This window comes from Acrocarpospora catenulata (assembly GCF_018476525.1).
Taxonomy (GTDB): Bacteria; Actinomycetota; Actinomycetes; order Streptosporangiales; family Streptosporangiaceae; genus Acrocarpospora; species Acrocarpospora catenulata.
The window spans coordinates 30,977-44,098 of sequence record NZ_JAHCST010000010.1 but is presented as its reverse complement, the minus strand read 5'-3'; the positions used below and the strand labels follow the sequence as shown (position 1 = coordinate 44,098).

The window sequence follows — 13,122 nt, the reverse complement described above, 5'->3', positions numbered from 1 at the left end:
ATCAGCCCTCCGCCAGCCGCGCTGGATGGGTCGGCGGCAACTGGGCGACCACTTGGCCTTGGTCGTTCACCCAGCAGGCCTCCACGATGGTGTCGCTCCGTCCTGAGGCGTCGAAGTAGTAGCCGTCCCACCGGGTGCGCTGCCGGTCCAGCGAAACCGCGGTCGGCAACCGCAGCAGAACCCCTGAAGGCCGGACTTCGGTCTCCTCGGGAAGTACGGCCGCGCCCTGCCGTCCGGGGCCAGGCCGTACCGTCACCCGTCGGGTGGTGACCCATACCAGGTCCTGGCTTCGGCCCAGGCGCAGCGGCCAGACGGGCCTGCGTAGCCTTCGCTCCCACAGCTCCACGTCCTGGGTGAGCCACACCGTCAGCGTGACGTGAGCCAGGAATTCGCGTTCCCGAGGGGTGGGATCCGCCTTCTTACCGGTGGCGTCCAGCGGATGGTAGGTCTCCAGGTCGACGCCGACGCCGGAAGCGTGGAACGCCATGGCGAATCGCGTCTCGGGAGAGACTCTGTCCCAGCCCCCGGCCGCAGCGGCCAGCATGCCGCCCACGGTGGAGGGCGGCGGGCAGGGCAGCGCCACCTGCACCCCGGCGTAGAGGGGGTTGCGAAAGGAGACGACCGGCGCGGTGACCGTGACTTCAAGCGCCTCCACCGCGGCTCGGACTGTCGTCATGCCTTCGGGTCCTCGAACCACGCGTCCCGCTCACCACGCTCTATCTGGTCCGCCAGACCGCCGAGCAGAATCCGCGGATGATCGATGACCAGGCTGCCGGACTCGATCAGGTCGGCCAGCTCGGAACGGGTACGGTCCCGCTGGTCTCCGAGGAAACCGGGCGCCCAGCCGAGCAGCACCGGCCCGTCCAGTTCGTCCGCCCAGGCGGCCATCTCGGTACGCAGGACCGTGGGATCGAATCGCACCTGGTCGCTCCGGACCCCGAGCACCCGGGTGAACGGGTTGACACCGCCTTTGAGGGGAGCGAGCAGGACCAGCGCGGGGGTGCGGTCGCCGTAGTGCATCGACTGCTTGGCGCCACCGCGTACCGCCGCGAGCGTGCGCAGCAGCAGCGCGGCGCGACGTCGCCGTTCCCCGAGGCCCAGACGCAGCGCCGTACAGCCTCGGAAGGTGACCTGCTCGGCACCGCCGTCTCGTGCCTCCTTGGCGGCGGGCTCGGGCAGCGCCACCTTCAGGCCGCTGCCGTCGATCTCGAAGACGCCGATCCGGGGCAGGTCCAGCAGCACGTCCCCGGCCAGCTCCGCGCTGTAGAACTCGTGCCCGTGCAGGACCGGATTCTCACCGGCCGCGAAACCCCGGCTCATCGTGCCGAAATCCCGTACGGGCGGACGCGGCGCGACCGACACGAAGGTTCCTGTGGCGAGCACCGTGTCCCTTTGGCAGGTCTTCGCCTTGTCACCCTTGACGGCCACCATGTACCCGAACAGGTCGTCGTCGAGGTAGAGATCCGGCCGGCCCTTCGTGTACGCCTGCTGCTTCTGGCCGCTACCGGACCGGATGACCGGCGACATCGGCTCGGAGGCGGGCAGCGATTCGCGTAGCCAGCGGCGGAACGCCTGGGCGGAGACGTAGGGGTGGACGTCCCGGCCGATCCGAAGCTGCTTCACCCGGGCGACGTTGTCCTCGCCCAGCCCGTTGTTGGGCGCCCCGGCCACCACATCCAGGACGATCTTTCCCACCAGGTAGCTCATCTACGACTCCTCGCCTTTCATGAACGCGACGTCCTCGTCGTTGTCCTCGGCTGCCAGATCGGCGGCCACCTGCGCCCGGTCGGCGGGTGTGAAGCCCAGTTCGTGCAGCCGCCGTACGACCGACACGACCAGCAACTGCCGGTGAAACCACGCCTGCTCGACCTCGGGATCGAAGAGCAGCCGGAACTGGTCGTCCGTGATCAGCGGGCCGTCCACCCCAGGGACCGGAGCGAGCAGGGTGTCGATGTTGCGGCGCATCAGCCAGTGCCGCATGCGCTTCTGCTCCTTGAGCGTGGCGTTGAACTCGCGGAGCTTCCCCGCGGAGTTCTCCGCCGCCAACCAGGCCGCCACCTGCGCCCCGGCCGACCTGATCTCGTCGACCTCGTTCTGGTTCATCCGCATCACCTCGGTCACTAGGGAGAAGGACAGCTCGGCCAGGTCGGCTGCGTCGGCGCCGACCACCCCTTGATCGAGCCGCTTGGCCAGGTAGCGGGCGCAGGCCCCAGCGATCAGCTCCGGGGATCGGAACGCGTTCCGGGCGAGATTCACGACGCCGGGCCGGTCCGGCGTCGAATGAGCGCGCAGCAACGCGGGGAAACCACGCCGCCGCGACGGCTGCCGTGCCGAGCGGCGCAGCCACTCGGCGAGTGGCTGGTCCATGGACTGGATCTCCAGCGTCTGGCCCCGGTTGTTGTTGCTGAAGACGAGCAGTTCCACGCCCGCCGTCAGCCGGTCCTCGTGGTCGCGGAGCGCCTGTAGGGCCACGACCTCCTTCGCGCGGATGGCGCGGGAGTCTGGGAGGCCGAGGGCGATCAGTTGGCGGTTGCGCTCCACCCGGCGTGACACGGTCCGTGCCATGAAACGCTCGTCCCAGCTGTGCAGGGCGATCGACGGGCCTCCCGTGAGGCGGCAGCCGTACGGGAGGGCGTAGAAGCTGCACAAACACGGCCAGCACAACGCCATCCCCAGGTGTCCCCGTGGGGTGTTGTTCCGATAGAGGTCGCTTTCGGCCAGCGGCACGTCGACCTTGCCGAAGAAGCCGACGGCTGCCCGTCCGCACAGCACACACGCCACTCCTGGCCTGGCGCCGTACTCCGGCTCGCGACGCCACAGCCGTACGGCGGCGCGAATCTCCTCGTCCTCCCTTCTTGCATTGGTGTGATGATTCATCTTTGAGTTTGGGAAGAACGACAGGCTGGCCTTGAGCCAGAAACCGCGCTCACTCTTGGTGTCGCGGACCAGGGCCGCCGTTATCGCATGCTCCGTGATTGTGCCGACGGCGTCTCGGAACCCTTCGGCGGACAGACCTTCCGGCGTGGTTGTCCTGGCAAGAGCCGCCAGCGCGTACGCACCGACCCGCTGCAACGGGTGCGCGCTCAACGCGACGAGCAACCCCTCATCCTGATCGTCCTCGCTCACGCCGTGACCCAGCCGAAGCCGGCGGCGTTGGCCTGCCCGAGCCCCCAGCTCCAGATGGCCTGAAGGGTCTCCGGAGGACCCGCCAACTCGACCTCGATGGGCGCTCCCGGCTTCGCCCCCTGCGCTACAGCGAAGGAACGCTTGGCCCCCACCCAGGAGATCTCCGTGAGCGACACATCCGGATCCAGCCCCAGACTCTCCGCCTTACGCCGAAGATTCCGCTGAAAGAACACGGGGAACTCCCGGTCAGTCGGCAGCAGCCACGCTTGCCGCGTGGTCCGCTGGCCCGACTGGTCCTGACCGGCCCCCTTCATAACCACCGGAGTGCTGGTACGGAAGCGCCCTCGCCCGGATGCGTACGCCGGGGGTTCGACGACTCTGACCTGCAGAACGCGGAACGCGGCGCCGCCCCAATCGAGCAGTTCCCGCTGCTTGATCCCCTGTGTAAAAGCGGCCATCACCTCGAAGAGAGGGCTCCCCAGCTCAACCCAACCCCTCCCACCCACCGCGTACGCGCCACGCCGCCGCACGGCCTGCGGAAACACCGGAGCCCCATACCCCAGCGGAACCATGCCGTACGGCCCCGCCCCCTGGGCGTGCAGCCGCTGCCCCAATTCCGGCGCCTCCCGCGCAAGCAGGTCGTACGCCAGAGCACGGCCGGGCGCCAACACCTTCGCCCATGCAAGCTCACTGGCCCCCGTGGTGACCTCTATCCGTAACCTCACGCTTCCTCCCGTGCTCGTGCTTCACCCAATACAGATGGACGACGGCAAGCACGACCCGAACGGATTGCTCCTCGCGCAGGTCAGGGCTGGTGAGTAGCCACAGATCCTCAATGAGGGAGATCATGCGCAGACAATCGAGCTACGCTCCTCCCAAGGAGGCAAGGAGTAGCTGATGATCATGCTTTTTGCAGCAGACCTCCCGGGTTTTCTGCACAACCGGAGGTTCACTGCAAAAAGGCAGCCCAAAGCGTGAACCTTGCTTGAGTTCACCTGCGGCTTTACCTTTGGGTCCTCATCGCCCCTGAGAGGGGTCGCAACGTCATCGAGGACTACCCGAAGCGCGGCGAGCGCAGGTCCTCATCGCCCCTGAGAGGGGTCGCAACGCTGTTGGACGGTCTCCTTCCACGTCCTGTTCTGAGGTCCTCATCGCCCCTGAGAGGGGTCGCAACGGTGCATCGGCCGCGCGCCGGGGCCGGACTCCCCGCGTCCTCATCGCCCCTGAGAGGGGTCGCAACCGTGACGCATGGCGTCATCCGACGCGTCCAGCGGTCCTCATCGCCCCTGAGAGGGGTCGCAACACTGCGGAGACTGCCGCTCGGGCGAATGCCATTGGGGTGGTCCTCATCGCCCCTGAGAGGGGTCGCAACCCGGCGAACTGCCACATGCCCTGAGCGCTCACGCCCGTCCTCATCGCCCCTGAGAGGGGTCGCAACCCGGCGAACTGCCACATGCCCTGAGCGCTCACGCCCGTCCTCATCGCCCCTACGAGGGGTCGCAACTACGGCGGATGGCCGATCGCGCGGAACGGACGGGTCCTCATCGTCCCTACGAGGGGTCGCAACCTCAGTGACGACCAGGTGTCTTTGCAGGTGGCTACGCCGGTCCTCATCGTCCCTACGAGGGGTCGCAACCTGATGAGGTTTTTGGGGCAAGGGCACGGTGACCCTGTCCTCATCACCCCTACGAGGGGTCGCAACCGCACGCCATCGGTGCCGCGAGAAAGGCGTCAGGCGTGGTCCTCATCGCCCCTGCGAGGGGCCGCAACGCGCACTTCGCGGCGGGGTAGGCGGCGCCTCGCCCCTCGAAGGCTCAGACAGTGAGCAGGTAGGAGGCCAGCCAGAGGACGGGCATTCCGGCCAGTAGGGCGGTGCGGGGCGATCCGGTGCGGGTGACGGCGGCCACGGCCGCCGTCACGGCGAGTAGGGGTGGTATGGCCGAGGTGAGGGGGCTCTGGGCGCAGGTGGCGATCACGCTGGTGGTGGCCAGTGCAGTGAATGCCGCTGGGGCGACGAAGCCGGTCGCCCGTTCCAGGCGGTCGGGCAGGATGACCTGGTCGGCGAGCATGACGAAGCTGATCCGGAAGGCGTAGCTGCCCAGCCCCACGGCGAGTATGACAAGCCAGGGTGCGGTCATCTCATTTCTCCTTTGAGTCATTTGCGTACGCCATGGCGATCCCGGCGGCGATCGCCATGGACACCCCGAGGTGGAGGGGAAGGCCCGTGGTGGTCGCGGCCACCGACGCGGCGCAGAGCGCGGCGGCGCGTGCCGGGCGTGATCGCAGCCTCGGCACTACCGCGCCGATGAGGTAGAGCGGGCCGATGAACTCCAGGTGCAGCCAGCCCGGCAGGCGGGCGGCGGCGAACGCGCCGGTGGCGATGGCGGCGCACCAGGCGATCCAGAGCAGGGCCGCGCCGCCCAGGTAGTGGGCGTGTGCGGAGCGACGGTCGCCGGGGTGCTCGTACCGGTCGGCGCCCACCGCGAAGGTTGGGTCGACCAGCGCGTACGCGGCGATCAGCCGCCACCACCAAGGGGTGCCTCGCCAGTGCGGCGCCACGGCGGCGGAGTAGAACACCAGCCGGATGTTGATGAACAGCGCGGTGCCGATGACGACAAGCGGGGCAGCGCCTTGGCTCAACAGGTCGATCGTGGCCAGCTGGGCGCTGCCGGCGAAGATCAGCACTCCGGCGAGGAGGGCCGCCGGAACCGGTAGGTCGGCTCCCGCGCCGGCGACGCCGATCGCGAAGCCGAAGGGCGCGATGCTGAACAGCCACGGTCCCATGGCCCGGGCGCCGGCGACGATGTCGCGACGCTGGGCGGTCAGGCTGATCATGGTGTCCTCCGTCGTGCTCCTGTCGGGTCTGCATCGGATCACCACGGTGCCGGTGGCGGCCGGTTCGGACTTGGAGGAACAATGGAGAAAACCTGGAGCACCTGGATGGTGGTCGGCGGCCCGGAAGAGGAGCACGTTTGATCTTCAGCTTCGGCGACCGGGAGCTGGATCTCGACAGGTACGAGCTCCGCGTGGCCGGGGTGGCCCAGCCGGTGGAACGGCAGGTGTTCGACCTGCTCGTCACCCTCATCAGGCATCGTGACCGGGTGGTGCTCAAGGATGAGCTCCTGGACACGGTCTGGGGCAGCCGTTTCGTCTCCGAGTCGGCGCTGACCAGCCGGGTCAAGACCGCCCGGCAGGCGATCGGCGACAACGGCCGCGACCAGCGGCTCATCCGTACGGTGCACGGCCGCGGCTACCAGTTCGTCGGCGACGTCACTGAACTACCGAAGGTCCCGGCCGATCCAGCAGTCCAGGCACGCTCGGTCGTTTCGGGAGATTCGGTGGTTTCGGCCGAATCCGCCAGGCCCCCTGCTCAGCAGATCAGGTTCTGCGCCGCCACCGACGGCACCCGCCTCGCCTACGCCACAATCGGCTCCGGCCCGCCCCTGGTCAAAGCCGCCAACTGGCTCAGCCACCTCGACTACGACTGGGAAAGCCCGGTCTGGCGGCACTGGCTGGTCGAGCTGTCACAGCGCTTCCGCCTCCTCCGCTACGACGAGCGCGGCTGCGGCCTGTCCGACTGGAACATCGACAGGTTCGCCTTCCAGGACTGGGTCGAAGACCTGTCGACGGTGGTTGACGCGGCTGGGCTCGACCGTTTCCCCCTACTCGGCATCTCCCAGGGCGGCCCGGTGGCCATCGCCTACGCCGTACGGCATCCGGAAAGGGTCAGCCACCTGATCCTGCTCGGCACGTACGCCCAGGGCCGCCGCAAACGCGCCGCCACACCCGAGGACCAGGAACTCACCGAAGCCCGCATCGACCTGGTCCGCCTCGGCTGGGGCCGTCTCGACCCCGCCTACCGCCAGGTGTTCGTGTCCCGCTTCCTCCCCGAGGGCACCCAGGAACAGTGGCGCGACTTCGACGAACTACAACAACGTTCCACATCCCCCCAGAACGCCTGGCGCTTCGTCAACGAGTTCGCCGACATCGACGTCACCGCCCTGGCCCCGAAGGTCACCTGCCCAACCTTGATCCTCTGCGGCCGCCGCGAACCCGACAACCTCTTCGACCAGTCCCGGCTGCTCGCGACCTTGATCCCCGGCAGCCGCCTGGTCCCCCTGGACACCGCCAATCACCTTCTACCCGCCCAGGACCCGGCCTGGCCGCGCTTCCTCACCGAGGTTGACCAGTTCCTGCGAGACCCCGAGCGGCCACAGCGGTGAGAACGCCACCTAGTCATGGATCGTCTATATGGATGTACGGCGTGGGCGACGGAGTACCTCTCTTCCGATGCCGACGTGTCAGCCTCACCGATATCCTGTGACCCAGCCCATCCCGTTTTGATCATGATTTTGCAGCAAACCTCCCGGGTCTTCTGCACAACCGGAGGTTCACTGCAAAACCTGGCCCCAAACCGCCGACAAGACCTGCTCTGACCTGTGTCTTTACATTGGGGTCCTCATCGCCCCTACGAGGGGTCGCAACGCGTGCTTCTTCGCCTCCCGCTCCTGCTCCTTCAGGTCCTCATCGCCCCTACGAGGGGTCGCAACACGTACGTGAGCACCGCGTTGATCCGGTCGCGCAGCCCCTGTCCTCATCGCCCCTACGAGGGGTCGCAACCTGGCTAACAGCACCATCCAGTCGTCGATCCCGGGTCCTCATCGCCCCTACGAGGGGTCGCAACCTTGCGCATGTCGGGGAGTTCCTCGGGATGGTGGGGGTCCTCATCGCCCCTACGAGGGGTCGCAACACGGCTTCCTCGCTGCTGCCCGGGGTGGCGGGGGTCCTCATCGCCCCTACGAGGGGTCGCAACGCCTCGCAGTCGGAGGCGCCGAGCAGGACGCCGGTGCCCTGTCCTCATCGCCCCTACGAGGGGTCGCAACGTTGGCGGTCGAGTCCAGACGGCCGCCTGCTCTTGCAGTCCTCATCGCCCCTACGAGGGGTCGCAACCGGCTGCCGTAGACGGGGCACTCGGTGAGGTGCCGCGTCCTCATCGCCCCTACGAGGGGTCGCAACTACCAGATGTTGACCCGGGCGCAGCAGCCCCGGGTGCTCGTCCTCATCGCCCCTACGAGGGGTCGCAACGCGGCAATGTGCGCGTACTCCGGCGTGCCCTCCGGTCCTCATCGCCCCTACGAGGGGTCGCAACGCCACGGTCCGGGGCCGGGTCGCCTCGGTGCGCACAGGTCCTCATCGCCCCTACGAGGGGTCGCAACAGGTACATCATCCCGGGCTGCTTCTGCTTCCACAGTCCTCATCGCCCCTACGAGGGGTCGCAACCTCCGGGGTGTCCGGCGTGCGCGGTGGAGGCCGCGGTCCTCATCGCCCCTACGAGGGGTCGCAACGTGCCTGCACGGTGGGAATCGTCATGATGGCTGCTGCTCACTAGGACGACGGGATCTCCTTGCCGGGTAGTTCGGGTGGTCTGCATCGTCTGGTTGGTTCAAGCTGGGTGAGCCGGACCGCGCCCAGGGTTGTCCCAGCTGTTCCCGGGCCACCGATCGTGCCTGTTCGGCTGGTCGAAGAGGGGTACTTCTCCCAGGTTCATCGGGGCCTGTGCCCTGTACTCGCCGGTGTCGTCGTAACCGGTGTTACGGGGACGGGACGGGATGCGGTTCACGATCTCGTGAATCCAGCCGAGTCTGCGGCCGAGGCGGACGCGGATTTGGTCGCCTTCGGTGAGTTGTTGCCAGTCCTGTTCGCGGATTCCGAAGGCTTTGATGTTCCGGTCGCGGCCCTCGTCGATCGCGCACCAGTGGATGTACTTGGCGTTGCCTTCGCCCGCTGAACCGGTCTGGACTTGACGGAGCCGTACCACCTGGCCCTCGGTTCGTTCCCCGGTGGCAAGGTCGATGAGGGCGTAGGTCACGGGAAGCGCGGCCACCGCGAGGCCGACGGTCCATGCACCGGGCGATACCAGCCCCGAGGGCCAGACGTCGAAGGCCGAGGCGACAAGGAGCGCTATCCATGTCCAGAACCCGGTGAACGCGCCTGCGGCCAGTCCGCGCAGGATTGTGGCCCCTACCGGACGGCCCCACAGGAGTCGCGACGGGTAGCGGACGTTCACGACGTGCCACATGCCGCCGTAGTCGGACCAGGCGCGGCGATCGTCGGCCGGGGTGCTGACGGGCAGTCCGGCCACCGCGCGTGGCGCCAGGCCCAGCACGGCCGCGTACGCCAGATGGCGGCCCCAGATTGTCACCGAGGCGGCCGACTGCTCGGCGAAGCGGCCACCGGAGAAGTGTTCGCGGACCCCCAGCCAGTGCCCGGCGCGTTGGGCGCCCAGCGCGGTGCCGCGCTCGCCGTTCAAGCGGCCCATCAGGGCGACGAGCAGGAAGAACACCACGATGGCCGCGCCCATCCCCGCGTCTGATTCAGGGTCGGAGACCGCGGTAGCGATACCGGCCGCCGCCGCGGGCACCACGGCCGCCGCGGTGAGCAGCATGGCCTGCGCCCGGCTCCAGCGGGCCTGTGACAGGCCCCGCGACCGCGCATCGGCGATCACCTTCCGCCGGAAGCTCCGCCACCAGCGGCGGAGGTCGCGGGTTCCCTCGGCGAGGGCCCCGGTCGCCACCACGCCGTCGACCGCCAGGGCACGTACGTGGTCGTAGACGAGTTTCTCGTACGGCCGCAGGTTGCCGGGATCCCGGCGGAGCCGTACCAGGGACAGTTCGGGGCCGACCTCCTCGATTCCGACCACACCTCTGGCGGCGAGATCGAGCAGGGTGGCGGAGGACGCCTCGTCACACAGCCGCCATCCTCCGGTGATGAGGTCGACGACCGCGGGAGGCTCATCGGCCAGTTCGGCGGTGGCCGGTCCGGGGGCGACGTCCGGGTTGCGGGTGGCGTGGGCCAGCGCGAGCAGAAGCAGGAGCCACAGGCCGATGGCGACGGCCGTGGCAAGCCACGGAACCATGTCAGAACCGGACCTGTACCGGTCCGCGCTCCTCGTCCGGAGCCTGGAAGTACTCGCGCCGGCTGAACCCGGCGATCCCCGCGACGAGGTTGGCCGGAATGGTCTCGACCGCGTTGTTGTACGTCAGGACGGCGTCGTTGTAGTACTGCCGGGCATAGGCGATCCGGTTCTCGGTCACCGCCAGTTCCTCGGCGAGTTCACTGAAGTTCCGGCTGGCCTTCAGATCCGGGTACGCCTCGGCCAGCGCGAACAGGTTCTTGAGGGCGCCGGTCAGCAGGTTCTCCGCCGCCGCGTGCTCCTGCGGGGTGCTCGCGCCGACGGCACGGGCTCGGGCCGCGACCACGGCCTCCAGCGCTCCCCGCTCGTGCGCGGCATATCCCTTGACGGTCTCCACCAGGTTGGGGACGAGGTCGTGGCGCCGTTTCAGCTGGACGTCCACCTGCGCCCAGGCGTTGTCGACGCCGTTGCGCTTGCGGACCAGGCCGTTGTACGTCGCGACGAACAGGACTGCGACGAGTACTGCGAAAGCGATGAAGGTGAGGACGATGGCGGAGATCATGGGGGCTCCTCGGCTCAAGTCACATATGACAGTAGAGCGTTCGATCCCAGCTTTACCGGCATGTACTTGCACGGCACTTGCACCGCCGGGTTCACCCGCACCTGCCGCGCGCCCCCGCCCGATGACTGGCCACGGCAGCGGCTAACCACGTCGGCGGGGGAACCCTCATCCATATGGATGTATGGCATGACAGGGGCGTGGAGGGCCTCTCCTATTTTGCCGACGTGCCGGACCGACATGGAAATCCATATCTGTATGAGCAGATAGCAGAGATCATCCGAGGGCAAATCGCCTCCGGAGAGCTGCCGCCCGGATCCTTGGTGCCGAGTGAGAATGCACTCACGGACAATTTCAGCATCTCCCGGGATACGGCTCGGAACGTACTGAACCTGCTGCTCGAAGAAGAGCTCATCTACACCCTTCGAGGCGTAGGCACATTCGTCGGCCCACCTGACGCGCCACGCCAGGTCATCAAGCTCGACTCCAAGTTCCGCAAAATCGCGGCCGACCTGGCGAAAGAAATCAAGGACGGCGTCTTCCGCCCGGCGAATCCCCTGCCGAGCGAGATCCACCTCGTCCAGCGTTTCGAAGTCGCAACAGGCACGGTACGCGAGGCGATGGAACTGCTACGGGAACAGGGCTGGGTCTACACCGTCGCCCACGAGGGCACCTTCGTCTCCCCACCTGAAGACTGGCCGCAGGAGCAGTAACCGACCAGCCATCACCTGCGTAGACCCGTGCCGCTACCCGCTCATCCACCTGGATGTATGGCATCGGGAGGGCGCGGAGGCCCTCTCCTACGGTGCCGACGTGCCGGACCGACAGGGAACTTCGCATAGATATCAACTGATAGCGAATGAGATCCGAGAGCGGATCACTTCCGGAGAGCTGCCGCCTGGTTCTTTGGTACCGAGTGAGAATGCCTTGAAGGCCGATCTCGGTATCTCCCGGGATACCGCACGGAACGTACTGAAAGCGCTGCGCAGGGACGGGCTCATCTACACCCTTCGAGGCGTGGGCACGTTCGTCGGCCCGCCTGACGCGCCTCGCCAGGTCATCAAACCCGACTCCAAGTTCCGCGAAATCGCGGCCAAGCTGGCGGAAGAAATCAAGGAGGGCGCCTACCGCCCTACCCGGCCCATACCGAGCGAGAGCGACCTCACCCTGCGTTTTAAGGCCGTCAAAGGGACGGTACGCGAAGCCGTGAAGCTCCTCCGGGAACAGGGCTGGGTCTACACCGTCGGCCGAAGGGGCACGTACGTCTCCGAACCCGAAAACTGGCCACAGCAGCCTGGAGATTGAGCAGGGTCAGCGTGATCTCCCGGTTCCCGCGAGATCACGGGCTGCCGGGGTGGCGAGGGTGAGCAGCACCGCGACAGCGGCGGTGAGCAGTGCGGTGGTGGGGCCGGTGAGCTGGGCGAGCAGGCCTGCGAGGGCGGCGCCGGCGGGGAAGCCGCCCCAGGCGATCATGCGGGCGGTGGTGTTGACCCGGCCCTGGAGGTCGTCGGGGGTCAGTTCCTGGCGTTCGATGATGCCGTTGAGGCTGGCCAGGGTGTTGGCGGCCTGCCAGATCAGCAGGATGGCCAGGGAGAGGACCAGGTTCGGGGTGATGGCCCAGAGGGCGAGGAAGACCCCGTTGGCGGCCAGGGCGGGCAGGGTGATGAGGGAGGGCGGGAGGCGGCGGCGTAGGGCGGGGAGTGCGGTGGAGGCGAGCAGGGTGCCGACCGCGGCGGCGCCGTAGAAGAGGCCGAGTCGGGTGTCGTGGGGGTCCAGGCCCACCCGCTGGACCGCGACCACGACGATGAGGCCGAGTACGGCGCCCTCGGTCAGGCTGTTGCCGATGCCCAGCCAGGTCAGCGGGCCGACGGTGGGGTGGCCGGTGATGAAGCGGAACCCGGCGCGGATCTCGCCCGGGAGGTCGCGGTGGGCCGTACGCGGGATGGCGGGCAGGGTGAGGCGGGCGAGCAGGAGGGCGGCGGCGGCGAAGCTGAGCGCGTCCAGTAGCAGCGCCTCCGGGGCGCCGATGGTGGCGATGAGCAGCCCGGCGGCCGGGGGTCCTGCCAGGCCGATCAGGGTGCTGACGGTCATCAGGTCGCGGGTGGCGCGGGCGACGCCGTCCCGTCCGGCGAGGGCGGGGAGCGCGCCGAACGCGGCGGCGTCGAAGAAGACGAAGGCGCTCGCGGTGCCCGCCGCGACCAGCAGGAGTTGGCCTGTGGTGAGAAGGTCGAGAATCGCGGCGAGCGGCACGCTGCCGACCAGCAGTGCCCCGGCCCAGCTGGTCACGGCCAGGGTCCGCCGCCGGTCCCACCGGTCGGCGAGCGCCCCGGCGGGCAGGCCCAGCAGCAGGTACGGCACCGCCTCCAGGGCGCTGAGCAGGCCGGTGAGGGCGGCGCTGCCCGTGCGCTGGTAGATCAGGACGGGCAACGCGACCAGGGTGACGGCGGATCCGCCCCAGGAGACGGCGCGGGCGAGCAGGAACAGACGCATGGAAGCCCGTGGGCGAGGAGACTCTGCCATATCA

The 13,122-nt window shown here is 68.2% G+C and carries 12 protein-coding genes and 2 CRISPR repeat arrays; of the genes, 3 read left to right on the top strand and 9 right to left on the bottom strand.

Annotation, left to right across the window (positions count from 1 at the left end):
* Position 1: 1 nt before the first annotated feature.
* From cas5 to KIP79_RS12585, 6 genes are all read right to left on the bottom strand, one after another.
* Positions 2-676: a CRISPR-associated protein Cas5 gene (cas5, locus tag KIP79_RS12610; protein WP_214104949.1), complete on the bottom strand. Its 675-nt coding sequence runs from the start codon at positions 674-676 to the stop codon at positions 2-4.
* The gene (gene cas7i, locus KIP79_RS12605; RefSeq protein ID WP_214104948.1) at positions 673-1,707 is read right to left on the bottom strand and encodes a type I-B CRISPR-associated protein Cas7/Cst2/DevR; all 1,035 of its coding nucleotides are present in this window, start codon (positions 1,705-1,707) and stop codon (positions 673-675) included. Before cas7i ends, cas5 begins: the two co-directional genes overlap by 4 nt.
* A complete protein-coding gene (locus KIP79_RS12600; RefSeq protein WP_214104947.1) occupies positions 1,708-3,126 on the bottom strand; it encodes a hypothetical protein in 1,419 nt (472 codons plus the stop codon).
* The gene (locus KIP79_RS12595; protein ID WP_214104946.1) at positions 3,123-3,851 is read right to left on the bottom strand and encodes a CRISPR-associated endoribonuclease Cas6; all 729 of its coding nucleotides are present in this window, start codon (positions 3,849-3,851) and stop codon (positions 3,123-3,125) included. The genes KIP79_RS12600 and KIP79_RS12595 overlap by 4 nt, the downstream gene beginning before the upstream one ends.
* Before the next feature lie 288 nt (positions 3,852-4,139).
* Positions 4,140-4,896: a CRISPR direct-repeat array (repeat unit 30 nt; unit sequence GTCCTCATCGCCCCTGAGAGGGGTCGCAAC).
* A 44-nt stretch (positions 4,897-4,940) separates the two neighbouring features.
* Positions 4,941-5,264: an AzlD domain-containing protein gene (locus tag KIP79_RS12590; RefSeq protein WP_214104945.1), complete on the bottom strand. Its 324-nt coding sequence runs from the start codon at positions 5,262-5,264 to the stop codon at positions 4,941-4,943.
* A 1-nt stretch (position 5,265) separates the two neighbouring features.
* The gene (locus tag KIP79_RS12585; RefSeq protein WP_214104944.1) at positions 5,266-5,961 is read right to left on the bottom strand and encodes an AzlC family ABC transporter permease; all 696 of its coding nucleotides are present in this window, start codon (positions 5,959-5,961) and stop codon (positions 5,266-5,268) included.
* A gap of 137 nt (positions 5,962-6,098) precedes the next feature.
* Here KIP79_RS12585 and KIP79_RS12580 point away from each other — a divergent pair, with 137 nt between their 5' ends.
* Positions 6,099-7,349, top strand: coding sequence for an alpha/beta hydrolase (locus KIP79_RS12580; RefSeq protein WP_214104943.1), 1,251 nt, complete (start codon positions 6,099-6,101; stop codon positions 7,347-7,349).
* Between the two features lie 232 nt (positions 7,350-7,581).
* Positions 7,582-8,471: a CRISPR direct-repeat array (repeat unit 30 nt; unit sequence GTCCTCATCGCCCCTACGAGGGGTCGCAAC).
* Between the two features lie 98 nt (positions 8,472-8,569).
* Here KIP79_RS12580 and KIP79_RS12575 read toward each other — a convergent pair.
* Both KIP79_RS12575 and KIP79_RS12570 read right to left on the bottom strand, forming a co-directional pair.
* Positions 8,570-10,042 carry a DUF2207 family protein gene (locus KIP79_RS12575; RefSeq protein ID WP_214104942.1) on the bottom strand — a complete coding sequence of 491 codons (1,473 nt, stop codon included), beginning with the start codon at positions 10,040-10,042 and terminating at the stop codon, positions 8,570-8,572.
* Position 10,043: 1 nt separating this feature from the next.
* On the bottom strand, positions 10,044-10,601 hold the full coding sequence (locus tag KIP79_RS12570; protein ID WP_214104941.1) for a LemA family protein: 558 nt from the start codon (positions 10,599-10,601) through the stop codon (positions 10,044-10,046).
* Between the two features lie 173 nt (positions 10,602-10,774).
* On the opposite strand from KIP79_RS12570, the gene KIP79_RS12565 reads away from it, so the two are divergent.
* Both KIP79_RS12565 and KIP79_RS12560 read left to right on the top strand, forming a co-directional pair.
* On the top strand, positions 10,775-11,311 hold the full coding sequence (locus KIP79_RS12565) for a GntR family transcriptional regulator (protein ID WP_214104940.1): 537 nt from the start codon (positions 10,775-10,777) through the stop codon (positions 11,309-11,311).
* A 100-nt stretch (positions 11,312-11,411) separates the two neighbouring features.
* On the top strand, positions 11,412-11,903 hold the full coding sequence (locus tag KIP79_RS12560) for a GntR family transcriptional regulator (protein WP_214104939.1): 492 nt from the start codon (positions 11,412-11,414) through the stop codon (positions 11,901-11,903).
* A 6-nt stretch (positions 11,904-11,909) separates the two neighbouring features.
* Here the strand turns inward: KIP79_RS12560 and KIP79_RS12555 are convergent, their stop codons facing one another.
* Positions 11,910-13,088 (bottom strand): MFS transporter, encoded by a 1,179-nt coding sequence (locus tag KIP79_RS12555; protein ID WP_214104938.1) that lies wholly within the window; start codon positions 13,086-13,088, stop codon positions 11,910-11,912.
* Positions 13,089-13,122: the final 34 nt, after the last annotated feature.